The sequence below is a fragment of the Bradyrhizobium denitrificans genome, from assembly GCF_013179005.1.
Taxonomy (GTDB): Bacteria; Pseudomonadota; Alphaproteobacteria; order Rhizobiales; family Xanthobacteraceae; genus Bradyrhizobium; species Bradyrhizobium denitrificans.
Genome location: NZ_JABFDP010000018.1, coordinates 86,912 through 111,763 on the forward strand (window position 1 = coordinate 86,912; position 24,852 = coordinate 111,763).

22 protein-coding genes are annotated in these 24,852 nt (G+C 65.5%); 9 read left to right on the forward strand and 13 right to left on the reverse strand.

The window, feature by feature from the left end; translation table 11 throughout:
* Window positions 1–193 precede the first annotated feature (193 nt).
* On the reverse strand, window positions 194–1,546 hold the full coding sequence (locus HL671_RS20840) for an RsmB/NOP family class I SAM-dependent RNA methyltransferase (RefSeq protein WP_172238188.1): 1,353 nt from the start codon (window positions 1,544–1,546) through the stop codon (window positions 194–196).
* Window positions 1,547–1,742: 196 nt separating this feature from the next.
* Here HL671_RS20840 and HL671_RS20845 point away from each other — a divergent pair, with 196 nt between their 5' ends.
* Window positions 1,743–1,973 carry a DUF1674 domain-containing protein gene (locus tag HL671_RS20845; protein ID WP_012040672.1) on the forward strand — a complete coding sequence of 77 codons (231 nt, stop codon included), beginning with the start codon at window positions 1,743–1,745 and terminating at the stop codon, window positions 1,971–1,973.
* Between the two features lie 27 nt (window positions 1,974–2,000).
* Here the strand turns inward: HL671_RS20845 and cysC are convergent, their stop codons facing one another.
* From cysC to acs, 7 genes are all read right to left on the reverse strand, one after another.
* Window positions 2,001–3,896, reverse strand: coding sequence for an adenylyl-sulfate kinase (gene cysC / locus HL671_RS20850; RefSeq protein ID WP_172238191.1), 1,896 nt, complete (start codon window positions 3,894–3,896; stop codon window positions 2,001–2,003).
* Complete coding sequence (gene cysD / locus HL671_RS20855) at window positions 3,896–4,864, reverse strand: sulfate adenylyltransferase subunit CysD (protein ID WP_172238194.1); 969 nt, start codon at window positions 4,862–4,864, stop codon at window positions 3,896–3,898. The genes cysC and cysD overlap by 1 nt, the downstream gene beginning before the upstream one ends.
* On the reverse strand, window positions 4,861–5,880 hold the full coding sequence (locus HL671_RS20860) for a sulfotransferase family protein (protein ID WP_172238197.1): 1,020 nt from the start codon (window positions 5,878–5,880) through the stop codon (window positions 4,861–4,863). Before HL671_RS20860 ends, cysD begins: the two co-directional genes overlap by 4 nt.
* A 106-nt stretch (window positions 5,881–5,986) precedes the next feature.
* Window positions 5,987–8,017, reverse strand: a complete 2,031-nt coding sequence (locus tag HL671_RS20865) for a methyl-accepting chemotaxis protein (RefSeq protein WP_012040676.1) — start codon at window positions 8,015–8,017, stop codon at window positions 5,987–5,989.
* A 167-nt stretch (window positions 8,018–8,184) separates the two neighbouring features.
* Window positions 8,185–8,721, reverse strand: a complete 537-nt coding sequence (locus HL671_RS20870) for a L,D-transpeptidase (RefSeq protein ID WP_012040677.1) — start codon at window positions 8,719–8,721, stop codon at window positions 8,185–8,187.
* Window positions 8,722–8,896: 175 nt separating this feature from the next.
* Window positions 8,897–9,673: a hypothetical protein gene (locus tag HL671_RS20875; RefSeq protein ID WP_172238200.1), complete on the reverse strand. Its 777-nt coding sequence runs from the start codon at window positions 9,671–9,673 to the stop codon at window positions 8,897–8,899.
* A gap of 48 nt (window positions 9,674–9,721) precedes the next feature.
* Window positions 9,722–11,674: an acetate--CoA ligase gene (gene acs / locus HL671_RS20880; protein WP_172238203.1), complete on the reverse strand. Its 1,953-nt coding sequence runs from the start codon at window positions 11,672–11,674 to the stop codon at window positions 9,722–9,724.
* A 381-nt stretch (window positions 11,675–12,055) separates the two neighbouring features.
* Between acs and HL671_RS20885 the strand changes: the two genes are divergently transcribed.
* Window positions 12,056–13,243, forward strand: a complete 1,188-nt coding sequence (locus HL671_RS20885; RefSeq protein ID WP_172238206.1) for a DNA topoisomerase IB — start codon at window positions 12,056–12,058, stop codon at window positions 13,241–13,243.
* Window positions 13,244–13,255: 12 nt separating this feature from the next.
* On the opposite strand, the gene HL671_RS20890 is transcribed toward HL671_RS20885, so the two are convergent.
* The gene (locus HL671_RS20890; RefSeq protein ID WP_307768999.1) at window positions 13,256–13,672 is read right to left on the reverse strand and encodes a hypothetical protein; all 417 of its coding nucleotides are present in this window, start codon (window positions 13,670–13,672) and stop codon (window positions 13,256–13,258) included.
* A gap of 453 nt (window positions 13,673–14,125) precedes the next feature.
* Here HL671_RS20890 and HL671_RS20895 point away from each other — a divergent pair, with 453 nt between their 5' ends.
* From HL671_RS20895 to HL671_RS20905, 3 genes are all read left to right on the forward strand, one after another.
* Entirely contained in the window at window positions 14,126–14,680 is a 555-nt protein-coding gene (locus HL671_RS20895) for a fasciclin domain-containing protein (protein ID WP_012040682.1), read from the forward strand.
* A 207-nt stretch (window positions 14,681–14,887) separates the two neighbouring features.
* Window positions 14,888–15,517 (forward strand): cytochrome b/b6 domain-containing protein, encoded by a 630-nt coding sequence (locus HL671_RS20900; RefSeq protein WP_172238209.1) that lies wholly within the window; start codon window positions 14,888–14,890, stop codon window positions 15,515–15,517.
* A 14-nt stretch (window positions 15,518–15,531) separates the two neighbouring features.
* Window positions 15,532–16,314: a molybdopterin-dependent oxidoreductase gene (locus HL671_RS20905; protein WP_172238212.1), complete on the forward strand. Its 783-nt coding sequence runs from the start codon at window positions 15,532–15,534 to the stop codon at window positions 16,312–16,314.
* Between the two features lie 73 nt (window positions 16,315–16,387).
* Here HL671_RS20905 and HL671_RS20910 read toward each other — a convergent pair whose 3' ends face one another.
* The gene (locus tag HL671_RS20910) at window positions 16,388–17,587 is read right to left on the reverse strand and encodes a YbfB/YjiJ family MFS transporter (RefSeq protein ID WP_172238215.1); all 1,200 of its coding nucleotides are present in this window, start codon (window positions 17,585–17,587) and stop codon (window positions 16,388–16,390) included.
* A 268-nt stretch (window positions 17,588–17,855) separates the two neighbouring features.
* Here HL671_RS20910 and leuB point away from each other — a divergent pair, with 268 nt between their 5' ends.
* Window positions 17,856–18,968 carry a 3-isopropylmalate dehydrogenase gene (gene leuB, locus HL671_RS20915; protein ID WP_012040686.1) on the forward strand — a complete coding sequence of 371 codons (1,113 nt, stop codon included), beginning with the start codon at window positions 17,856–17,858 and terminating at the stop codon, window positions 18,966–18,968.
* A 1,038-nt stretch (window positions 18,969–20,006) separates the two neighbouring features.
* Here leuB and HL671_RS20920 read toward each other — a convergent pair.
* Window positions 20,007–20,375: a hypothetical protein gene (locus HL671_RS20920; RefSeq protein ID WP_012040687.1), complete on the reverse strand. Its 369-nt coding sequence runs from the start codon at window positions 20,373–20,375 to the stop codon at window positions 20,007–20,009.
* 228 nt (window positions 20,376–20,603) lie between these two features.
* On the reverse strand, window positions 20,604–21,404 hold the full coding sequence (locus HL671_RS20925) for a hypothetical protein (protein WP_172238218.1): 801 nt from the start codon (window positions 21,402–21,404) through the stop codon (window positions 20,604–20,606).
* 114 nt (window positions 21,405–21,518) lie between these two features.
* Here HL671_RS20925 and HL671_RS20930 point away from each other — a divergent pair, with 114 nt between their 5' ends.
* Both HL671_RS20930 and HL671_RS20935 read left to right on the forward strand, forming a co-directional pair.
* A complete protein-coding gene (locus tag HL671_RS20930) occupies window positions 21,519–22,553 on the forward strand; it encodes an aspartate-semialdehyde dehydrogenase (RefSeq protein ID WP_012040689.1) in 1,035 nt (344 codons plus the stop codon).
* Window positions 22,554–22,595: 42 nt separating this feature from the next.
* Window positions 22,596–23,162 carry a TIGR00645 family protein gene (locus HL671_RS20935; protein WP_012040690.1) on the forward strand — a complete coding sequence of 189 codons (567 nt, stop codon included), beginning with the start codon at window positions 22,596–22,598 and terminating at the stop codon, window positions 23,160–23,162.
* Window positions 23,163–23,228: 66 nt separating this feature from the next.
* Here HL671_RS20935 and HL671_RS20940 read toward each other — a convergent pair whose 3' ends face one another.
* A complete protein-coding gene (locus HL671_RS20940; RefSeq protein ID WP_012040691.1) occupies window positions 23,229–23,873 on the reverse strand; it encodes a carbonic anhydrase in 645 nt (214 codons plus the stop codon).
* Between the two features lie 100 nt (window positions 23,874–23,973).
* Here HL671_RS20940 and HL671_RS20945 point away from each other — a divergent pair, with 100 nt between their 5' ends.
* The gene (locus HL671_RS20945; RefSeq protein WP_172238221.1) at window positions 23,974–24,852 is read left to right on the forward strand and encodes an HpcH/HpaI aldolase/citrate lyase family protein; all 879 of its coding nucleotides are present in this window, start codon (window positions 23,974–23,976) and stop codon (window positions 24,850–24,852) included.

Below are 24,852 nucleotides of genomic sequence, written 5' to 3' on the forward strand. Positions count from 1 at the left end.
TGGATTTGAGAAGGGATTCCGGTTGCGACCCATAGTGGATCGCGACTGCCGCCGATACACCATTTTTGGTCTCGGTGCAGCACCATCGCGGAGCCAAAATGTGGTGCGAAATCAGGATTTAACGACTAACGCAACGCGAAAGCCCTCAACCGCTACCGGCGCAGGCCGGTGCAACCCATGCACGATGGCACGCTCATGGCCGCCGCTCCAGCCTGGCCGCATAAAAACCGTCAAGGCCGCCGAGCCGCGGGTCCTGGTGGGGCAGGTGGCAGGGCAATGTCCGCAGATCGCCCGCTTCGGTAATGAGCTCGGCCAATCCCGCCACCTCGTTTGCGGTGATCGGGACTCGGCGCAACTCGGTCGTATCGGCCAGCGCGCTCTCGACGACCTGCTCGCCCTCCTCGGGCTCGAGCGAGCAGGTGCAGTAGACCAGCATCCCGCCGGGTTTGAGCAGGCTGGCGGCCCTGGTCAGCAGCCGGCGCTGCACGCTCGACAGCGCGGCGATGTCGGCCTCGCTCCGCAGCCAGCCCACGTCGGGATGGCGGCGAATGGTCCCGGTCGATGTGCAGGGCGCGTCGACCAGGATGCCGTCGAAGCCGCCTGTCGCTGCGGGCTGCCATTCGGCGGCGTCGGCCACCGCTGTCTCGGCCGTGAGCTGCAGCCGCGTCATGTTGTCCTTCAGCCGCGCCATGCGCGCGGGTGAACGGTCCACCGCCGTGACATGCGCTCCGCCATGGGCGAGCTGCGCGGTCTTGCCACCGGGCGCGGCGCAAAGATCCGCCATGGTTTTGCCGGCGACGTCGCCGAACAGCCGGGCGGGCAGCGCGGCCGCGGCGTCCTGCACCCACCATTGTCCCTCGGCGAAGCCGGGCAGCACCGTCACCGAGCCATGCAGCAAGGTCCGGACGGTCTCGGTCGGCAGCACCTCACCATGGAGGCGCGCGGCCCATTGCGCCGCGTCCGACTTGACGGTCAGGTCCAACGACGGCTCCTGGCCGAGTGCGGCGGCAATGGTCTTCGCGGTCGCCTCGCCATAATGCGCGATCCAGCGCGTGAGCAGCCATGGCGCGATGTCGAGCGGCTGGCCCTGGACATCATCGAGCAGCCCGGCGCCCTCGCGCGCGCAGCGACGCAGCACGGCGTTGACGAGCCCGGCATATTTGGCAGCGCGGCGGTCGGCCTGCACCAGCCGCACCGACAGGTCGACGGCGGCATGGTCAGGAACATCCATCCACAGGATCTGGGCCGCGCCGATCAGAAGCGCACTCTGTGCCCGCGGCGCGTCGGTCGGAACGCCGCGATCGAGCAGGCGCGAGAGCACATGGCCGAGCGTACCGAGCCGCCGCAGGGTGGTCGCCACCAGCCGGCGCATCAGCGCGCGGTCGCGATCGGCAAGCTGCTTCAGTCCCGGATGCGCGCCGGTGCCGTCGAGCTGGTCATCGAGCGTCCGATGCTTATGCAGCACGCCGTCGACGACGTCGGCGGCGATTCGCCGGGCGGCGAGACCAGGGACTTCGGAAGAGGTCGCAAAACGCGGCGGGGGCATGCCTGGAGATTACTCGCGAAAAGAAGAAAGGCAGTTCCGCGACGATCCGGTGCATGCCATCAGCTTGCGGGACCTCTGCCACGGGAATATGCCAAATGTAAGAATCGGCTCTGCTTTTTTTAGACCTGTTTCATCGGCCGTGGGCACACGATCTGATGAGGTCGGGAATGATCCGGTTTAACGGTGGAATGGTAGGATGAGCAACGAGCCCCCGCGCAAACCCGCATTGTCCGTGGTCGCGAGCCACGACGCGCCGAAAAAGCCGCTGACGCCGGCCGCGCAGCGCGCGCTGGCCGAGGCCGAGGAGCGGCGTCGCCGCGCAGCGGAGGAGGCGATGCCCAGGCCCAAGGAATTGCAGGGGCCGAAGGGGCCGGAACCGACCCGCTACGGCGACTGGGAAAACAAGGGCATCATCTCGGATTTCTGACGTGAGCCGCCCGCTGCGGTTCTTCGGTCAGAAATAGTGATGCTCACGGAGATAGCTCACGATCAGGTCGGCCGCGTCCGATGCCGACAGGGTCGCGCCGTCGATCGCGATCTCCGGCCGGTCGGGCGCTTCGTAGGGCTGGTCGATCCCGGTGAAATTCGACAGCTCGCCGGCGCGTGCGCGCTTATACAGACCCTTGGGATCGCGCGCCTCGCAGGTGGCGAGCGGGGTGGCCACGTGGACCTCGATGAACTCGCCATCGGCGAAACGCCGGCGCGCGGCGTCACGATCGGCGCGAAACGGCGAGATCAGGGACACCAGGGTGATCAGGCCGGCATCGACGAACAGCGCCGCGATCTCGCTGACCCGTCGAATGTTCTCGACCCGTGCTTCCGGCGCGAAGCCGAGATCCTGGTTGATGCCGTGACGGAGATTGTCGCCGTCGAGCAGTGCGCTGTGACGGCCGAGCTCACACAGCCTTCGGTCGACCAAGTTGGCGATGGTCGATTTGCCGGCACCGCTCAGTCCGGTGAACCACAGCACGCAGGGCTTCTGCTGCTTCAGCCCGGCGCGCACCGACTTATCGATGTCGAGTGTGTGCCAGCGGACATCGGTCGCGTGCCGCAGCGGCGCATCGATCAAGCCCGCTGCCACCGTTCGCCGGCTCACCGGATCGATCAGGATGAAGCTGCCGAGCTCGCGGCTGTCGCGATAGGCATCGCAGACCAGGGGCCGATCGAGCGTCAGATCGGCGTAGCCGATCTCGTTGGCCTCCAGCGTCTGCGCGCTCTCCTGCGCCATCGAATCGATGCAGACGCGATGCTTCAACGCCGAGATCACGGCGCCGGTCGACGAGGTTCCGGATTTGAGCAGGTAGCGGCGACCGGCCTGCATGGCGGCATCGTCGAGCCATATCAGATGGGACGCGATCCGATCTGCCACGATCGGCGGTGCGCCCGATGCGAGCACGTCGCCGCGGCTTGCATCGACCTCGTCGGCGAGCAGCAGGGTCACGGACTCTCCCGCCACCGCCTGTTGCAGCCGGCCATCGGCGGTGACGATGCCGGAGATGCGGCTCCGGCGTCCGGACGGGTGCACCACCACGGCGTCGCCGCACCGGATGGTGCCGCTGACGACACGGCCGCTGTAGCCCCGGAAGTCCGCGTTTGGCCGATTGACCCATTGCACCGGGAAGCGGAACGGCCGGTCATCGATGCCGTCGGTGACGTCGATGGATTCGAGATGCGCCATCACGCTTGGTCCTGCATACCAAGGCATGCGCGGACTGGCGCGGAAGATGTTGTCGCCGTCGCGAGCTGCCACCGGGATGCACTGTACGTCGGCGATGCCGAGCCGCTTCGCCATGCTCCGGAAATCAGCCGATATTGCCATGAAGCGGTCGGCGTCGAAGCCGATCAGGTCCATCTTGTTGACCGCCAGCACGACGTGACGCACGCCGAGCAGCGCGAGGATGTGGGTATGCCGTCGGGTCTGGCTGACAACGCCCTTGCGGGCATCGATCAGCACCACGGCAAGGTCCGCATGCGAGGCGCCTGTGGCCATGTTGCGGGTGTACTGGACGTGGCCCGGCGTGTCGGCGATGACGAAGCGGCGGCGCTGTGTCGCGAAGAAGCGATAGGCGACGTCGATCGTGATGCCCTGCTCGCGCTCGGCCTGCAGCCCGTCCACCAGCAGCGCGAAATCGAGCGCCGGACCAGCCGAGCCCGCGAGTTTGCTGTCCGAGGCGAGCGCGTCGAGCTGATCGTCGAGCAGCATCTTCGAATCATACAACAGGCGCCCGACCAGCGTGCTCTTGCCGTCGTCGACGCTGCCGCAGGTGACCAGGTGCAGCGTCGGCCGGTCGTCGGTGGATATTGTGGCGGACTCGCGCGTCCGTCCCAGAACCGGTTCGTGAACGGCCATCAGAAATAGCCCTCCACCTTCTTTCGCTCCATCGAGGCGGCGCTGTCGCGATCGATCACGCGGCCCTGCCGCTCCGATGTCCGCGACGTCCTCATCTCGCGGATGATGGCGGCAAGGTCAGAGGCCGTCGATGGCGTTGCGCCGGTCAGCGGATAGCAGCCGAGCGTCCGGAATCGGATTGATCGCCATTGCGGCGTCTCCCCGGGCCGCAGCGGCATACGCTCGTCGTCGACCATGATGAGCGCGCCGTCGCGCTCGACCACCGGGCGTCGTGCGGCGAAATACAGCGGCACGATCGGGATGCGTTCGAGCTGGATGTAGTCCCAGACGTCGAGCTCGGTCCAGTTCGACAGCGGAAACACCCGCATGCTTTCGCCCAGCGCCAGCATGGTGTTGTACAGATGCCAGAGCTCCGGACGCTGGTTCTTGGGATCCCAGCGATGCGTGGCGCTGCGATGGGAAAAGATGCGCTCCTTGGCGCGTGATTTCTCCTCGTCGCGCCGTGCCCCGCCGATCGCCGCGTCGAAGCCATGCGCATCGAGCGCCTGGCGCAGCGCCTGGGTCTTCATCACGTCCGTGTAGAGCGCCGAGCCATGGGTGAAGGGACTGATCTTCTGCGCCAGCCCCTCCGGATTGACGTGGACGAGGAGCTCGAGTCCGAGCTCCCGTGCCCGCTGGTCCCGGAATGCGATCATGTCACGAAACTTCCAGGTCGTGTCGATGTGCAGCAACGGGAATGGCGGCTTGGCCGGATGAAACGCCTTCATGGCCAGATGCAGCAGGACCGAGGAATCCTTGCCGATCGAATACAGCATGACCGGCTTGCGAAACTCGGCTGCGACCTCGCGCAGGATGGCGATGCTCTCGGCCTCCAATTGGCGCAGATGGTTGAGAGCGGCTGGCCGCGGCTCCGCAGCCGCCGGCCAGCGCGTGGTTGCGATCTCGGTCGCGTGACGCAGCGAATTCATGCCGCCACTCCCGCGCGCTCGCCGAACAAGCGCGCCGCCGTCGACGCATTCAGGTCGAGGTCACGAACGCAGGCCGCGACCGAATTGCGATAGACGTCGTTGACGCCGCAGCGCTCCAGGACGGCGAGCTGATGGTCGCTGAGCGAGCTTGTCGCCCGGAACTGGTAGCGATAGGCGCTGTCGGAGGTGTGGAGATTGGGCACCTTGTAGATGGTCGCCTCGGCGGGAAAGATCACCCTCGCATTGGTCCCCTGCGCATGCCCCGGCTCCTGCCAGGAGGTCACGGCTTTCTCCGCGAAGATGCCGGACAGGCCGAGGCGGTCGAACAGCACCCGGATCGAGGAAAGCGGCTCCTTGCTGACCTCGTAGACATAATGGGTGACAGGAATGCCGTGCTGCCTGGCGTAGCTTGCGACCCGGGCGGCACTGAGCGCGGCGATGGCGTAATGCGCCAGCAGCGTGCTGTCCGAGGCCCGCGAGATCAGCTTGTCCAGCCAGGAGGCGAGCGCGCTCGCCGGCTCGCGGTCGAGTGCGATGAGATGCAGCCGCGACGGCGGGTAACCGGCCTCGATCAGCAGCTGCAGCGGATTGAACAGGCTCTCCGCGAGGACGTAGGGGCCGATCGTCTCCTTGCTGAACAGGTTCGGCTCGCCGGTGGCGGATGGAATGACCCAGGGCGTCAGCGGCCGGCCGACCATCGCATCGCGCAGCATGGCCTTCAACGGCTGATAATAAGACGGCATTCCGGTCATGCCGAACAGGTTGCTCAGCGCGGTCGATCCGACGCGCGCCTTGCCGCATGCGAAATAGAGCATCGGGAAATCCTGCGCCGCGCGATCACGAAAATTGTCAGCCAGGCAATTCGTCACCTCGCGCATCAAGGTCGCGAGCGCGACCGTCCGGCTCTGGAATGCGCCGACGGGCGACAGCGGCATCGTGTCAAGCGATGGGTGTTCGGCCCTGATCAGCGCGGCCATTTGGGCAATGGAGTCAGCCGATGTCACATCGAGAATCATGTGTTCGCTCCCTTATGAGTTTAAAAAAATCTTTAAGTTCGAAAAAATCCGGCCCGCGTGTCGGCGGGCGACGGCACGGCCGTGGCGCGCGGCAGTGCCGAATGGGTCACGCCGCGCGCACGGTCTCTAGAAATCTCTCCACCTCCGTCTTGAGATTGCTGCTCTGGGATGTGAGCGAGCGCGCCGAGTCCAGCACCTGGCCGGATGCGTTGCCGGTCGCGCTGGCGCCGCGGTTCACTTCCGTGATCCGCTCCGCGACCTCCGCGGTCCCCTTGGCTGCCTCGCCGACATTGCGCGCGATCTCGCGGGTGGCAGCGCCTTGCTGCTCGACCGTGGCGGCGATCGTCGCGGCGATGTCGGAAATCTGCGTGATGGTTGCGCCGATTTCCTTGATCGCAGCGACCGATTCCTGCGTCGCCGCCTGCATTCCGGCGATCTGGGTGCCGATGTCCTCGGTGGCTTTTGCGGTCTGGGCCGCAAGCGCCTTGACCTCGCTGGCCACGACGGCAAATCCGCGTCCGGATTCACCGGCGCGAGCGGCTTCGATCGTGGCGTTCAGGGCCAGCAGGTTGGTCTGTTCGGCGATCGCGGTGATCAGCTTGACGACGTCGCCGATGCGTCCCGCGGCGGCCTGCAGTTCGTTGATGCGGGCGTCGGTGCGTTCCGCCTGCTTGACCGCTTCGTTGGCGATGCGGCTGGAATCGTGAACCTGGCGGCTGATCTCGGTGACGGAGGCGCTCATCTCCTCCGTCGCCGAGGCCACCGCGCCAACATTGGTCGAGGCTTCCTCCGAGGCTGCGGCCACCATGCTGGACAGGACCTGCGTCTGGTTGGCGGTGCCGGACAGCGTGCCTGCGGCCCCCTCCAACTGATGCGCCGCTGACGAGACGGTGGTGACGATGCCGCCGACGGCGGCCTGGAACGCGTCGGCGAGCTTGATCATCTCCGCCTTGCGCTGCTGCGCGGCGATCTTGTCCTGGTTCTTCTGGGCGAGCTCCATCTGCTCGATGCGAATCAGGTTGTCCCTGAAGGTGCTGGCCGCGCGCGCGTTGTCGCCGACCTCGTCGCCGCGCTCGGTGTAGGGAATCGTCACCGATTTGTTGCCGCCGGCGAGCTCGAGCAGCACCTCGCCGACCCGCCGGATCGGACGCGCGATGCTCAGCGAGGAGAAGACCGCGGAGCCAATCAGCACCAGCACGACCAGCGCGCCGACGATCAGCGCGACAGTGCCGACCCGCTCCAGCTCTGCGACCAGCTGATTCTGGCGCAGCGCCATCATTTCGGAGCCCATGGTGGCGGCTTCGCCGATCCGCTTCGCGATCTCCTTCGAGGTTGTCGCGACATTGTCGTTGAAGACGCGCTTGCTGACCTCATCGGCCCTGAAATAATCCAGCGCGGCCGTCTTGAACGAGGTCGCGATGGCGATCAGTTCGTCGATTCCCGCTTGCAGGTCCTTCTCGGTCGCAAGGCTGCGTGCCTTCTGCAGGGCTGCGACCAGCCGGTCGACGCTCGCGGTTGCGACATCCCGCTGCTTCACATCGCCGGTCTTGGCGAAATGCCAGCTTGCCGCGCGGACGGCCGCCAGCGCCGCGTCGGCGGCTCGCAACTCGGCCTCGAGGCTGAAATGATTGGGGGAAGCGGCGAGGCTGGGGTTGGTCAGGAGTTTGGGAAAGCTTCGTTCCCAGGCCTCAGACGCCTGGCCGCGGGCTGCGACCTTGGCGAGCACATCGGCTTGCGCCTTGGCATAGTCGGTCCCGGCGGCCGCCGCTTTGTCGATCAGCGTGCGGATCTCGCCATACATCTCCCGCGCCACCGCACGGGTTGCGCGCTGGCGTGCGGCGTCAACTTCCTTGGCTGCGGCGGCGAGATGGTCCTGCAGCGCCTGCAGGCTGGCCTGCAGGCGATCCGGGGCGGCCACGCTGCCGATGTCCTGCGCGCTGATCTGCGCCCGCAGCATCGCCGCTTCTGCGGCCTGGGCGTTGGCCCGGTTGGCCGTGTTGATCACGACCAGTTTGCTGGACTGTTCGATCGACTGGTTGCCGATGATCTGGTTGGCCAACATGCCGGCCACCAGAACCACCCCGATCCCGGCCGTAATCCCGAGTTTCGTCCCTATCTTGAAATTGAACCGAAACATGCACCAACTCCCCAAAGTTGTAATTGGGTAGTTGGCGCAACCAAGATAAACAAGATATAAATCCTCCACCCCGTACAACTACAGGTGAAAAGTTCCACGGATATGTCGTTAACGGAGAGTTCGTTCTGTGGGGGCTTCGGCTGCGATAGCTTCAGCCGGACCGCGCTTCAGCGCGTCACCACGACAGTCGTGCCGATCGACACCCGCTCATAGAGATCGGTGATGTCAGCGTTGAGCATGCGGATGCAGCCATAGGAGACGAAGCCGCCGACCGAGCCCGGCACATTGGTGCCGTGGATGGCGTAGTCGCCGCCCGCCAAGGTCATGGCGGCGACGCCCATCGGGTTGTGTGGCGAGCCGCCGGCGATGACGTCGGGGAGGTTGGGCTTGTCGCGCTTCACCTCGGCGGGCGGCGCCCAGGCCGGATATTTGTACTTGCCGTCGATCTTGGTGGTGCCGGCCCATTGCCGCCCGGCCTTGCCGACGCCGACCGGGTAGCGCATCGCGTGGCGGCCATCGAGCACAAGGTAGAGCTTTCGTTCGCCGGTCTTCACCACGATCGTGCCGGGCGAAAAGTCGCCGGCCATGTCCACCAGCTCGGGGCGGGCCGACGCGGGAGCGGTCGTGGCAAGGCCTGCGCCCAGAGCGGCCGCTGCGAACACCACCGCCTTTGCCGTCGCCGTCCTGATCGCCGCGAACCGCATCGTCATTCTCTCTTCTGTCGGCCTGGTTCCCGTGCGCGCCGGGCCACACCGGGCCATTCGAGGAAAGAAAAACTTCTCGCCCAAGTAAATGACCCGAAAACAACACTCGCCCGCAAACCGGGTTGTGGTGGGTCTGATCGGTTCCTGACAGGGGCTGCGCCGGCGCCGGGCAGCCCTATTTGATGCCGGTGATCGCCGACAGGGCCCGGACGGCGTAGGTGCCGGGATGGTCGTGGATGTAGGCCGTCGTCGCTTGCCGGACATAGTCGTGCTGGCGCACGTTCGACCCGGTGGCCCAGAGCGCAGCGGCTGCAACGACCATCCGGCCGCGCTGTGCCGCGTCATAGCGCTGTTTCAGGGCGTCGTAGATGTCCTTCGGACCGCCGACCATCGCGACCGTGATGCGCGCGGTGTCGAGTGCAATCAGCTCAGATTGATTGGTGATCGAAGCAAAGAAGTCGAGGATCATGCGCACGTAACGGCCGTCACCCTCGGCGAACGAGGCGCCCCACAGCAGGTCCAGGTCTGTCGGCGTCCGGATCCTGATATCCTCGAGCCGGTCGGGAGCGCTGCCGAACTGATCCTCCAGCGTGGAGTCGAGGTCGTTCGGGCCGAAGCGGCTGCGATACTTGCCGGCTTCCGCGGCATGGCCCGAGAGCCGAACGGCGGCGAGGAAGGCCGAAGCTGCCTTGCTGTCTCCGGGTGATGGCGCCAGCCGGTCGATCCAGTCCGGATGCAGCGCAAATGTCCGCCCCAGCAAGCCGGCAACCGGCGGGTAGGCCGTCCAATCGCGTCCTTCCGAGGTCAGGGTCGCAAAGACATGGGTGAGGGTTTCGATCCGCGGATCCCTGTAGAAGAACGCGATCGATGTCTTCAGCTCGGGCGACTGCGGGATGAGCTGCGCGGCCGAGGGCCCGATCCCACCCGCAAAAAGCCAGAGAACGCAGCCCATCCGGGCTACGTTCTCCAACCGTTTCCTGATCAGCCCCGCAGGCATTCGCTAGGCCTGCTTCTCCTTGCGGTTCTGCCGGTGCTGCACGAGATCGTCGACCACGCCGGGATCGGCCAGGGTCGACGTATCGCCGAGCGCACTCGGCTCGTCCTCGGCGATCTTGCGCAGGATGCGGCGCATGATCTTGCCGGAGCGGGTCTTGGGCAGGCCCGGTGCGAACTGGATCTGGTCGGGCGAGGCGATCGGTCCGATCTCCTTGCGCACCCAGGCGACGAGCTCCTTGCGCAGCTCCTCGCTCGGCGTCTCGCCGGCCATCAGGGTAACATAGGCGTAGATGCCCTGGCCCTTGATGTCGTGCGGATAGCCGACCACGGCGGCCTCCGAGACCTTCGCATGCGCGACCAGCGCGCTCTCGACCTCGGCGGTGCCCATGCGGTGACCGGAGACGTTGATGACGTCGTCGACGCGGCCGGTGATCCAGTAATAGCCATCGGCATCGCGGCGGCAGCCGTCGCCGGTGAAGTACTTGCCCTTGTAGGTCGAGAAGTAGGTCATCTCGAACCGGGCATGGTCGCCATAGACGGTACGCATCTGGCCCGGCCAGGAGCGGGTCAGGCAGAGATTGCCCTCGGTCGCGCCCTCCAGCGTCTTGCCGTCGGCGTCGACGATTTCGGGAACCACGCCGAAGAACGGCCGCGTCGCCGAGCCGGGCTTGAGCTTGGTTGCGCCGGGCAGCGGCGTGATCAGGATGCCGCCGGTCTCGGTCTGCCACCAGGTGTCGACGATCGGGCAGCGGCCGCCGCCGACGACGCGGTGATACCACTCCCAGGCCTCCGGATTGATCGGCTCGCCGACCGAGCCGAGCAGGCGCAGCGACGCGCGCGAGGTCTTCGTCACGGGCGCATCGCCGCCCTGCATCAGCGCACGGATCGCGGTCGGCGCGGTGTAGAAGATGTTGACCTTGTGCTTGTCGATGACGTTCCAGAACCGCGAATTGTCCGGATAGTTCGGCACGCCTTCGAACATCAGCGTGACCGCGCCGTTCGCCAGCGGCCCATAGAGGATGTAGCTGTGGCCGGTGACCCAGCCGACATCGGCGGTGCACCAGTAGACGTCGCCCTCGTGATAGTCGAACACATATTGATGCGTCATCGCGGCGTAGACGAGATAGCCGCCGGTGGTGTGCAGCACGCCCTTGGGCTGGCCGGTCGAGCCCGACGTGTAGAGGATGAACAGCGGATCCTCCGCATGCATCGGCTCGCACGGGCACTCCGTCGTCACCATCTCCGCGGCCTCGTGATACCAGAGGTCGCGCGTCGGGTTCATCTCGACCTTGCCGCCGGTGCGCTTGACCACGACGACCCAGTCGACATTGTCGACCTTGTTCAGCGCCGCGTCGACATTGGCCTTCAGCGGCACCTTGCGGCCGCCGCGCAGGCCTTCATCGGCGGTGATGACGACCTTGGAGTCGCAGTCCTTGATGCGCTGCGCGAGCGAATCCGGCGAGAAGCCGGCGAACACCACCGAATGGATGGCGCCGATGCGGGCGCAGGCCAGCATCGCATAGGCCGCCTCCGGGATCATCGGCAGGTAGATGGTGACGCGGTCGCCCTTCTTGACGTTGCGGTTGCGCAGGATGTTGGCCATCTTGCACACTTCGTCGTGCAGTTCGCGATAGGTGATGTTCTTGGACTGCGAGGGATCGTCGCCCTCCCAGATGATCGCGGTCTGGTTGGCGCGGGTGGCGAGGTGGCGGTCGATGCAATTATAGGCGGCGTTGAGGACGCCGTCCTCGAACCATTTGATCGAGATGTTGCCGGGGGCGTAGGAGACGTTCTCGATGATGGTGGGCGCCTTCACCCACTCGACGCGCTTGGCCTGCTCGGCCCAGAAGCCGTTCGGATCCTTGATCGAGCGCGCATACATCTCCTGGTATTTCGCGTCGTCGACGAAGGCGCGTTTCGCCCACTCAGCCGGGACGTCGTAGATCTTCTCGGACATTTCACACCCTCCACCATGCGGCCTGCGGATGGACCCCGTCACAGGCCGTCGTTGTTTCCACTATGCGTCCGCGTAACCGGCGGCGACAAGGCAAGACAAGTAGAACCTTCGGCGGGGAGGCGGTCTGCGCAGGATCAAAGAATTGTACGTGGAGGTTGCAGCAGGTGAGATCGGTTTGCCGCAGGGAGGGCTGCCAATCATCAAGGTTACCCCGAAACCGGTCGGCTTGCGGTATCTTGAAACCGTTTTGCCTAAATTTCAGGACTCGCCTTCCGGGCGATGACGCCCTAAATCGCCTTGAAGCTGTGGATAACCTGGCCGGAACCAAATTGCGGCGCGGGGCATTGAGCGGATAAGCACGACGGCAGGGCGTCTAAAGCAATGACGGATCAGCAGAATTTCGAGAGCTCGCGGGTCGGCCCGGCCGATGCCGAGGTGGCGCTCGCGAAAGCGCTGGGCCAGTGGCCGCCCAAGCCGCCCCGGCGCAAGCTGACGCTGAAGGACCTCGCCCATACCAAGGCCGCCAACGCGCAAGCCAATGCCAAGACCTCGGTCGAGGAACTTGCCCAGCGCATCGGCCTCAAGCTCGGCGACCAGACCGAGTTGACCATCCGTCGCATCAAGCGCGGCAAGAGCTACAGCTTCATCCGGGCCAACGGCACGCCGATCCGCCATGCCGGCACGATTCGCCGGCTGCACGCGATGGCGGTGCCGCCGGCCTATCGCGACGTCCGCTACGCGCCCGATCCGAGTCTGCATCTGCAGGCGGTCGGCATCGATGCCGCCGGGCGGCTGCAATATCGCTATCACGCCGACTGGGAGAAGGTGCGCGAGCATCGCAAGGCGCATCGGCTGGCGAAGCTGGTCGGCGCGCTGCCGCGCATCCGCCGCGCGGTGTCCAAACATCTCGCCGGCGACGAGCCGACGCGCGAGTTCGCGCTCGCGGCCGTCATCGAGCTGATCGCGCGCACCGCCATTCGCCCCGGCAATGAATCCTATGCGCGGCTGAACGGCACCCGCGGTGCCACCACATTGTTGAAGTCGAACGTCATTCTCGAAGACGACGGCCTGGTGCTGACCTTCAAGGCCAAGGGCGGCAAGGCGGTGCGCAAGGAATGCGACGCCGCCAAGCTGGTGCGCGCCGTCGGGATCCTGCGCGGCCTGCCCGGCCGCCGCATGTTCCAGTATCGCGATGCCCAGGGCGTGGTGCGCGCCGTCTCCACCACGCAGGTCAACGCCTTCCTGCGCGAGATCGCCGGCATCAAGATCTCGCTGAAGGATTTCCGCACGCTGATGGCCTCGGCGGTGGCGCTGGAGACATTGTCGCGGATCACGCCGGCGGCGAGCGCGCGCGGCCGCAAGAAGCAGATCCTGGAAGCGATCCGCGCCGCTGCCGACGAACTCACCAACACGCCGGCGATCTGTCGCAAGAGCTATGTGCACGACACCATCGTGACCGCGTTCGAGGACGGCATCCTTGAGCGCTTTGCGGCCACCATGAAAGGCCAGCGCTCGCAGACGCGGCGCGAGCAATTATTGGCCCAGGTGGTGATGGCCGTGGCGGCCTAGCGGCCCATGAGCTCAGGCCTGACAGCCCGGACCGATCTTGGACGATGCCAGGAAGCGCGCGATCGGATCGAGCTCGCGGCATGGCACGGCCACGGTCTTCACCGGCTCGACATGCCGCTTGAGCGGACGCAGCACCTGCTTCTTATGAGCCGCTCGCACACGGCGTGCGGCAGACGCGCCGCGCGCTTCCGCGAGCACCGATCTTGAGACCAACGGCAAAGCCGTTGTTTCCCTGACGTCAATCGGCGTGCCGAAGCTACGATCGGTGTCGCTTAGAGTATCAACGCCGGGAACCGACGTGCCGATCACTGTCGACGTCGTCTCGTTGTCGAGATCTGCTGGCGAAACCGCCGCCAGCACCATCTTTGTTGCAAGCAAGCAGCAGATTATCACGAGGCAAAACCCCGCGATCCAGATCGTTCTGTTCACTTTAGGAAACCCCCGCCGAGAGCGCCGGAGTTGCGGGACATCCCCTTCCCGCAATGGCGCCGTGTGCCGATCAGTCAACCTTAAGAGATTGTTAACTGCAATAATTTCCGGGTGCGGCAGCGCCGCCGGTTGTGATTGTAGTTAACGCGTTCAAGCGCGTGCGCGCCGTCGAGCGTCATCGGCCATTGACCGACAGGCACGCAATCAGTTCCGCGCTTGTGACATCGCGGCGCGCGACATTCTGTCGTCGATCGACCGGCGATGCGGAGAGCGAGACGATCTCGACGCGCCGAGGTTTCAAACATCACGTTAAATTATGGCGCGAAACCCGCTCGCCTGAGGCGGCGTAACTCGGTCCGACACGACGCAAGAGCAACATCGCTCACCATCGCATCGGTGTCGCAGTCGAACTGATCACGCGGCACTGCCGCCGCCTTCATTAGGGAGCTACCCATGTCCAAGCGCATTGCCTATCTCGCCGCCGCCGCCTTCAGCGCGTTGTCACTGACCTCGACCTTCGTTGCGCCCGCGCGCGCCGAGGAAAAGACCGTGATGGTCGGAGGTGCGGCGATGTATCCGTCGAAGAACATCATCCAGAACGCCGTCAATTCGAAGGATCACACGACGCTGGTCGCCGCCGTGAAGGCTGCGGGCCTCGTGCAGACGCTGGAGGGCAAGGGCCCGTTCACGGTGTTCGCGCCGACCAACACCGCCTTCGGCAAGCTGCCGGCCGGCACCGTCGACACGCTGGTCAAGCCCGAGAACAAGGCAACTCTGACCAAGATCCTCACCTATCACGTCGTGCCCGGCAAGCTCGAGGCCGCCGACCTAAAGGATGGCCAGACTCTGAAGACGGTCGAGGGCGAGCAGCTCACCGTCAAGCGCGAGGGCAAGAACGTCATGATCGTCGACGCCAAGGGCGGAACCTCGATGGTCACGATCCCCAACGTCAATCAGTCGAACGGCGTGATCCATGTGGTCGACACCGTGCTGATGCCGGCCTCCTGATCGCGCCCGGGAATACCGGCCACATCCGTTCATCCTCCTCCTCGCGGATGTGACCACGAGCGAGCCGGGCCCACCCCGGCTCGCTTTTTTGTGAGAGCTTGGACGCAATCTGCATCGATTTGCCGGTTTGCGCCCGTAACGACCAGCCATCAGGTCGCGTATATTCGTCTGGAACCTTTCGACCACCCCCGAACGACCGAGCCTGTCATGTCCAGCATCGCCGCCACCGCAACGACGATCAGCACGTCCCGCACCAAGGTGATCCAGCCGGCCTGGGTCCGCGTCATGCATTGGATCAACGCCGCGGCGATGATCGTCATGATCATGTCGGGCTGGCAGATCTACAACGCTTCGCCGCTGTTCGACTTCCGCTTCGATCGCAGCATCACGCTCGGCGGCTGGCTCGGCGGCGCGCTGCTGTGGCACTTCGCCGCGATGTGGGTGCTGATGCTGAACGGGCTCGCTTATCTCGTCACCGGTCTCGTCACCGGCCGGTTCCGCCGCAAGCTGCTGCCGCTTTCGCCGGCGTCCGTCATCGCGGACCTCAAGGCGGCGCTGACCTTCAAGCTGTCGCATGACGACCTCACGGCCTATAATGCGGTGCAGAAGCTGCTTTATCTCGGCATCATCCTGGTCGGCATCGTCGTCGTGCTGACGGGCCTGTCGATGTGGAAGCCGGTGCAGCTGCACTGGCTGGTCAGCCTGTTCGGCGACTATCCTGCCGCGCGCTATGTCCATTTCGTCTGCATGGCGCTGATCTGCGCCTTCCTGGTCATTCACATCCTGCTCGCGCTGCTGGTGCCGAAGAGCCTGCGCGCGATGATCACAGGGCGCTGAGAGGAGACATCGTCATGGCCAAACGCCCGTTCCTGATTCCCGGCGTCGACAAGCGGCTCTTGATCAAGGGCTCGCTCAAGACGATGCCAGACCTGACGCGACGCCGCTTCCTCACCGGCGGTGCCAGCCTGGGTGCGCTGACCTTGCTGACCGGTTGCGACGTCGTCGACAGCGACACGGCCGAGGAACTCTTGAAGAAGGTCTCCAAGTTCAACGATGCGGTGCAGGCCTGGATGTTCAATCCGGACGCGCTGGCGCCGACCTTCCCGGAGAGCGCGATCACCAAGCCGTTCCCGTTCAACGCCTACTACACGCTCGACGAGACACCGGAGATCGATGCCGCCGACTGGAAGCTCGAGGTGCGCGGCCTCGTCGACAACAAGAAGTCGTGGACGCTCGACGAGCTGCACGCGCTGCCGCAGGTCACGCAGGTGACACGCCACATCTGCGTCGAGGGCTGGAGCGCGATCGGTTCCTGGACCGGCACGCCCTTGCGCGACTTCCTCAAGCTGATCGGTGCCGATACGCGCGCGAAATATGTCTGGTTCAATTGCGCCGACAAGGACGGCTACAACTCGCCGCTGGATATGCGCACCGCGCTGCATCCGCAGACCCAGATGACGTTCAGATTCGCCGACCAGATCCTGCCGCGCGCCTACGGCTACCCGATGAAGATCCGCGTCCCCACCAAGCTCGGCTTCAAGAACCCCAAATACGTGGTCGCGATGGAGGTCACCAACGACTACAAGGGCGGCTACTGGGAAGACCAGGGCTACAATTCGTTCAGCGGGAGTTGACCTCCAGCTGGTCGAGCCCAGATGGCGCTCACGATCTCCGCTGTCGTCCCGGCGAACGCGGGGACGACAGCGTTTATGAGGCGCGGTCCGTGCGCTTCAACTTGCTCTGCATCGCCGCCATTGCGGCGCCGAGCAGCAACAACGCCGCCGACACGTTCAACGCATAAGTCAGGCTCCCCATCGCATCGGTGATCGCGCCGACGCCGAAAGGGCCCATCGTCTGGCCGATACCGAATGAGATCGTCAGCGCGGCGATCGCGCGCGGCCAGGCGCTCTGCGGCAGGTTGAAACGCACGAAGGCGGTGGTCGCCGTGGTGACGGTGGAGAACGCGATGCCGAACACGGCGGCCGACAGTGCCAGCATCGCCGGTGAATGGCCGAGCGATGGCAGCGCAGCGCCGATCGCGTTCACCGTGAGGATGAAGGCGGTCGGCCGGCCGCCGCGGTCCAGCGCCAGCACGCGGCGCCAGACCCAGGGCGTGCTGAAGCCGGCAAGCCCGATCAGGCACCAGAAGGCGGATTGCGCCACCGCGCCGCCGCCGAGATCGCGGACATAGGCGATCATGAAGGTGAGGTAGGCGATGTAGCCGGCACCATACAGGAAGTAGCTGACCAGATAGATCGCCATTGGCCGCAGCGAGACGCGGTCGGCGCGGGTCTCCGGCACCGCTGCGCTCGCCGGGATCGGCATCACGAGCAGCGGCACGATCAGCACCGCGCCGAGCGCCGCCAGCACCGCCCACACGATCCACCACGAGCCGGGCCCGAACGCCTGCAGCACGAACGGTGCGATCAGGCCGGAGACCACGATGCCGAGCGGCGGCCCGGCATAGAACAGGCTGAGCACGAAGCTCGCCCGCGCCGGCTGGGCCAGTGCAACCCGCGCCGCCAGCGCGCCGCCGGCCACGAGCGCCACGCCGGCGCCGATGCCGGTCATGAGCCGCGCCAGGCTGAGCGCCGCGAAGTCGCTCGTCATGGCGCAGACGGCAAGCGACGCCAGCGCTGCCAGCGTTCCGCCGCGCACTGCGGCCAGCCCGCCGACGCGCTGCGCCAGTTGTGCTGCGATCAGGGCGCCGAGCAGATAGCCGGCGGCATTGACGGTGTTCATGAAGCCGGCGGCCGAATACGACCAGTGCAGCGAGTCGCGCATGTCCGGCAGGACCAGCGCATAGGCGAAGCGGCCGATGCCGAGACCGATGATCGGGCCGAGCGAGAGCGTGAGGTTGGTCAACGCCGGGCGGACCGCTGTCGGGACGGATTGGGATGTTGGCAAGAAATGCTCCGGTGCGGCGATGATCGGGCAATTCATGCTGTTTGGCCGCCATTTTCGAGCACATTACAGCGCGGTCTGCAGGTACAGAAGACGGGCGGTGACATTGGTGGCTTGCCAACGGCGCAGGAGGGCTTTAGCACTCCGCGCGGATTTTAAAGCCGCTCTTCGTCATGTCCGGCCGCACGCCGGGCCTCCCGTCCCTGCTCGCAGAGGCGCGGATGGCCGGACGAGACCGGCCATGACAACGACCCACATGAGGACAACGACCATGGCGACCCACAAGCTCCTTCTGCTGCCCGGCGACGGCATCGGCCCCGAAGTCATGGCCGAGGTGAAGCGGCTGATCGGCTGGCTGAACGGCAAGGGTCTCGCGTCGTTCGAGACCGAAGAGGGCCTGGTCGGCGGCGCGGCCTATGACGCCCACGGCGCGTCGATCTCGGAAGCCGACATGGACAAGGCCAAGGCGGCCGACGCGATCATCTTCGGCGCCGTCGGCGGACCGAAATGGGACGGCGTTCCCTATGAGGTGCGGCCCGAGGCCGGTTTGTTGCGCCTGCGCAAGGATCTCGGCCTGTTCGCCAATCTGCGTCCGGCGGTGTGCTATCCGGCGCTGGCCGATGCCTCGAGCCTGAAGCGCGAGATCGTCGAGGGGCTGGACATCATGATCGTCCGCGAGCTCACCGGCGGCGTCTATTTCGGCGAGCCCAAGACCATCACCGATCTCGGCAACGGCCAGAAGCGCGCCGTCGACACCCAGGTCTACGACACCTATGAGATCGAGCGCATCGCCCGCGTCGCCTTCGACCTCGCGCGCAAGCGCCGCAACAAGGTGACGTCGATGGAGAAGCGCAACGTCATGAAGTCGGGCGTGCTCTGGAACGAGGTCGTCACTGCGGTCCACAATCGCGAGTACAAGGACGTCACGCTCGAACACCAGCTCGCCGATTCCGGCGGCATGAACCTGGTGAAATATCCGAAGATGTTCGACGTCATCGTCACCGACAATCTGTTCGGCGACATGCTGTCGGATATCGCGGCGATGCTGACGGGATCGCTCGGCATGCTGCCCTCGGCCTCGCTCGGCGAGGTCGATGCGAAGACCCACAAGCGCCGCGCGCTGTACGAGCCGGTGCATGGCTCGGCCCCCGACATCGCCGGCAAGGGTCTCGCCAATCCGATCGCGATGCTGACCTCGTTCGGCATGGCGCTGCGCTATTCGTTCGATCTCGGCGCCCTCGCCGACAAGCTCGATGCCGCGATCGCCGCCGTGCTCGCATCAGGCCTGCGCACCGCCGACATCAAGGCCGAAGGTTCGACGCCCGCATCGACCGCGCAGATGGGCGAGGCGATCATCAAGGAGTTGGAGAAGCTCACCGCGTAGTCGGACGCGGATGCTCATCGGAGCCGAGGTCCCGCCGCGCGAACTTTGCGCTCCCCTCCCCGCAAGGGGAGGTGAGCCCGTCGCGGCGCATCTGCATAGCTCGAAGCATCGCAGATGCGACTTTGCTGCCATGACGTGATCTGTGGTTGCGATGGGGTGACGATCAAGACCGCTTCCGCGGGCTGATCCACAAAGACGACTCGTCGGGCAAATCAGTGCGGCGCAGTTGCGCGATTGCAGCCAATCATGGGCTCCTACAGACGCCCTCATCCGCCAAATCTGCTGCGGCGAAAAACTGATTTCATCCGCGCCTTCAAATGGATCGGACGATCCGTCCATGCCGCGGGCAAGAATCGGCTTTCTCTTTTCCAGAATTCATGGTTTCTCGGGCCATCCCGCTTCGCTTGCAAGGGGCGTTTCGCGATCGTCACGAGGCGTGAGGCGGGGATGCGGTGGCCGCGCGGGCGCGCAGCATGTCCTGACGGACGTGCGGACGAACGAGGCTCTTGCGGACGCGAAGCTGCGTGGTCCTGGCGCCCCGATGCCGGCGCCAAGCCTGTGGGGTGATCATCTTCATGGCGACGGTGGCTATCAAGCCGGACACCGAGGAGAGCGCAGAGTAAGCGTGAGCCCATCGCGCAGGGAGGGCCGGGTCGCGCCGGCTGGACCTGTGGTACCTGCCGCCTGCATTTTCTTTCGCAGGCGGGCCGCAGGCCTCAGCGGAGGCCTGGCCTTCCCTGCGCCCTTGCTTTGGATGAGGGCGGAACGTGCCGGATGACTCGGACGCGACGGCGCCGCGAGAAAGCGCTCGCTTGTTGTCGCGATCGTCATGTCCCGCGCAGGCGGGGCATCCAGTACGCCGCGGCCTCTCGGCTCACTCTTCGCCGCCTCTGGACTACTGGATCGCCCGGTCGGGCCGGGCGATGGCAGCGTGAGTTGCTCGAAGATGCTTGAATGACGAGAGAATGCTTGGATCGCCCTCCGAACGCAAAAAGCCGGGCAGAGCCCGGCCTTGGTGATCGGGTGATGCCGCAGCCCTCAGTAGGGGATCGGAATCCGGGTCGGATAGCCGCCGAGATCGGACGGCGCCATCAGCGGTTGGCGATCGATCGGACGGTTGAGGTTCTCGCGGGCGAACGATGGATAGCCGACGGCCGGCGGGAAGGCATAGTCGCTGAACTTGCGGTCACCCGGCAGCACTTCGGTGCCGCCATCGAGCCAGGAGCGCTTGCTGACATACACGCGGGTCCGCGGGCCGGACTGATAGGAATAGTTCGGGCCGTTGCCGGAATAGGCCACGGTGGCGCGGCGCTTGGTCGGGGCGGCATCGGCAGACGTGACGGCAAGACCGGTCGCGGCGATCACCGCCAGGGTCAAGGCCCGGGTTGCGGCAGAAAATTCAATCATCACGTCCTCTTCCTCGCGCCTCAAGCGGCCGGCGCACGCCATGCGCATGATTTGGCCCGCACAATATCTGCGTCGGCTGTGGCATCACAAGGTCATTCCGGCGGCCGGCCGCAAGATAAATTCCCGCTGTGGCGGGAAAGTTGCATCAAAATCCGTCACTTGGCAGCAAGGGCGGCGGCGCCAATGTGGCGCTGTCGCGTGCAGCAACGGGCAGACCCATTCAGACATTCAAAGCGCGCCGCGCAGCCTCGGATTGGCGGTCGACATCACCCAATCGCCGGCGCTGCCGGCCGTCGCGGGCGCGTCGCAACCGCCGCGCCGCGGCTCGGGTCCGGCGAACAATTGGCCCAGCGCGCGGTCCTGTTCAGGTGCGAGCAAGGTCAGCCGGTTGAGCATGCAGCCGACCATCGCGCGCCGCGTCGGCATGGTGACGCCCTGGCAGGACCAGCCGGAGATCCGCAAGGCCGGCTCGGCGATGGTCTTCAGAAAACCGAGGCAGGCGCGGGGGCCTTCGGACGCGCCGGCCGGCCGCATCAGGCTGACCGGCCCGAACCGGCTGTCGATCACCCCGGCGGTCTCCAGGTCGGCGGCGCCGCCTTGGCCCATCCGGATTGCGAGATCGGCGCGGGGGTCACGCCGCGCATCGCGCTCCGGGCCGAATCGATAGACCTCGAGTTCCGCCGCGGGGCGGTCAGCGGGCTCGCCCCAGCGCAGCACGTCCTTGCGGCCGCCCTCGGGATGGGTGAGCACCGTATAGGTGGCGGTCTTGTCGGGCTGGTCGGTCAGACGGAGGGAGAATGCCGGCACCGCCCCGTCGGCCAGCGTCCAGCCGGCCCGGCCGGTGGGCGCGTCGTCGCCGTCGAGATGCTGCCAGCCGGCCACGCCGAGCATGGCGAGCAGCGCCAGAGCCCCCACATAAGCGAACAGGCGCGCCACCGTGCCGCAGACCTCGTCCGCGAAGCTTTCAAGCCCCTGCAGGACGGATGCGGATCGGGAGGCGGTGGCTGTTCTGGCCGAATCGGAATGCATCAAAGGCGAGACATCGTGGTAACGTTGTGTCAGGGACGTTTCTCGCATAGAAGCGCTGCCGCTTCCGTTTCCGCCGATATGCGCGGTCGGCCATTTTTCTTCGGAGAGTGAATGATGGGTTACAAAGTCGCAGTGGTCGGCGCGACCGGCAATGTCGGACGGGAAATGCTCAATATTCTGGATGAGCGCAAATTCCCCGCGGACGAGGTCGTGGCGCTCGCCTCACGCCGCAGCGTCGGCGTCGAAGTGTCCTATGGCGACCGCACGCTGAAGGTCAAAGCGCTCGAGCACTACGATTTTGCCGATGTCGACATCTGCCTGATGTCCGCCGGTGGCACGGTCTCGAAGGAGTGGTCGCCGAAGATCGGCGCCGCCGGTGCGGTCGTGATCGACAATTCGTCGGCCTGGCGCATGGATCCCGACGTGCCGCTGATCGTGCCCGAGGTCAATGCCGATGCCGCCGCGGGCTTCACCAAGAAGCATATCATCGCCAATCCGAACTGCTCGACCGCGCAGCTCGTCGTCGCGCTGAAGCCGCTGCATGACAAGGCCCACATCAAGCGCGTCGTGGTGTCTACCTATCAATCGGTCTCGGGCGCCGGCAAGGACGCGATGGACGAGCTGTTCTCGCAGACCAAGGCCGTCTACACCAATGACGAGCTGGTCAACAAGAAATTCCCCAAGCGCATCGCCTTCAACGTCATCCCGCACATCGACGTCTTCATGGAAGACGGCTTCACCAAGGAAGAGTGGAAGATGATGGCGGAGACCAAGAAGATCCTGGATCCGAAGATCAAGCTGACCGCGACCTGCGTGCGCGTGCCGGTGTTCGTCGGCCACTCCGAGGCAGTCAACGTCGAGTTCGAGCAGCCGATCACCGCGGATGAAGCGCGCGAGATTCTCCGCCGTGCGCCGGGCTGCCTGGTCATCGACAAGCAGGAGCCCGGCGGCTACGCGACGCCCTATGAGGCCGCTGGCGAGGACGCGACCTATATCAGCCGCATCCGCGAGGACGCGACGGTCGAGAACGGCCTCGCCTTCTGGTGCGTGTCGGACAATCTGCGCAAGGGCGCGGCCCTCAACGCCATCCAGATCGCGGAAGTCCTCATCAATCGCAAGTTGATCACGGCCAAGAAGAAGGCCGCCTGAGCGAGGATTTCAGCACGCAGCGGCTTCGGGGTGGGATCGAACGTGGCTGAAAAAACAACGACCGAGCCGACGCGGGTGCAGGCGCCCGTGTCCGGCCAGCATGCGCCGTCGAAGCTGGAGCGCGGGCTCGAGGGCTTCCTGTTCAAGAGCCGCTGGTTGATGGCGCCCTTCTATGTCGGGCTGATCGTCAGCCTCGCCGTGCTCCTGTTCAAATTCGTGCTGCTGCTGTGGGAGAATGTCGTGCATCTTCCCACCGCCAAGGAGAGCGACATCATCCTCGGCGTGCTCAGCCTGATCGATGTCTGCCTGACCGGCAATCTGGTGCTGATCGTGGTGTTCTCAGGCTATGAGAACTTCGTCTCGCGCATCGATCCCGGCGGCCATCCGGACTGGCCGGAATGGATGACCAAGGTCGACTTCGCCGGCCTGAAGCAGAAGCTGCTCGCCTCGATCGTCGCGATCTCGGCGATCCAGCTGCTCAAGGCGTTCATGAATCTCGACGCGGGCTACGACTCGGTCAAGCTCGCCTGGCTGGTCGGCGTGCACATGACCTTCGTCGTCTCGACCGTGATGCTGGCGCTGTCGGACCGCTGGAGCGGCGGGCACTGACGCGGGGCGAATAGGGAGTAGCGAATGGCGAAGAGGGCAGACGAACTACTCGCCACGCCCAATTCGCTATTCGCCACTTCGCGCGCTCTTGAATTCCTTGGTGGCCGTGTCGAGCACGAACAGAGATCCCTCGGCGACCCCGAAATAGGCGCCGTGCAGCTGGAGATCACCGGCCTCGACGCGGCTGCGCACGAACGGAAAGGTCATCAGGTTCTCGAGGCTGCGGAACACCGCGGCCTTCTCGATCCTTGTCACGAAATCCTGGAAGGACTCGTGGTTGCGCTGCTCGACCACCTCGCCCGGCTTGATGAACATCGACATCCAGCGGCCGATGAAATCGCCAGGCGACAGCGGCGCCGCCTTGTCGACGAAGGCGCGGATGCCGCCGCATTGGGCATGGCCGAGGATGACGATGTGCTTCACCTTGAGCACGGTGACGGCATATTCCAGCGCCGCCGACACGCCATGGGCATTGGCATCAGGCTGATAGATCGGCACCAGATTGGCGATGTTCCGGAGCACGAACAATTCGCCCGGACCGACGTCGAAGATCACCTCCGGCGAGACGCGGGAATCGCAGCAGCCGATCACCATCACGTCGGGCGACTGGCCGCGCTCGGACAGCTCCAGATAGCGGCTCTGTTCGGTGGGCAGGCGTTGGGTGGTGAAGGCGCGATAGCCGTCGAGCAGGCGTTGCGGAAACGAGACCATGGACCATGCCTAAACACATGCGGCTGACGGGAACAAGCCTTTCGGGGCGGCCGCCGAAATGGTATCGCGGGCCGCTTCGATAAACCAAGGGAAACGCCGAATGATCCGCCCGCGCCGCAGTCTTCTCTTCATGCCCGGCTCCAATGCACGCGCGCTGGAGAAGGGCCGGAACCTGCCGGCCGACGGGCTGATCCTGGATCTCGAGGATTCCGTGGCGCCCGATGCCAAGGCCGCCGCGCGCGAGCAGATCGCCAAGGCGGTTGCCGCCGACGGTTACGGCAAGCGGGAACTGCTGATCCGCATCAACAGCCTGGACACGGCGTGGTGGGCTGACGACGTCGCGATGGCCGGCCAGGCCGCGACCGACGGCATCCTGGTTCCCAAGGTCTCGACGGTGGAGGATCTGCGCCTGGTGAGCGACCGCCTGGCCGAGGTCGGCGCCGATCCGGCGTTGAAGGTGTGGGCGATGATCGAGACCGCGCGGGCCGTGCTCGATGCCGATCGCCTCGCGGCGACGGTGCACGAGGCGGGCTCGCGGCTGGCGGGCTTCGTGTTCGGCCCGAACGACATCTCGCGCGAGACCCGCATCCGCATGCTGCCGGGTCGCGCGACGATGCTGCCGATGATCAGCCACTGCATCCTGGCGACGCGCGCCCATGGGCTGGAGATTCTGGACGGGCCCTACAGCGATTTCGCCAATACCGACGGCTTCGCGCAGGAATGCATCCAGGCCCGCGACCTCGGCTTCGACGGTAAGACGCTGATTCATCCCGGCCAGATCGATGCCTGCAACGCCATCTTCACGCCGCCGGCCGAGGAGGTCGCGGCCGCGCGCAGGATCATCGCCGCCTTCGAATTGCCGGAAAACGCGTCGCGCGGAGCGATTCAGATCGATGGCCGCATGGTCGAGCGGCTGCATGCCGACATGGCGCGACGGACGATCGCGATCGCGGATGCCATCGCCGCGGCGGGGAAGTAG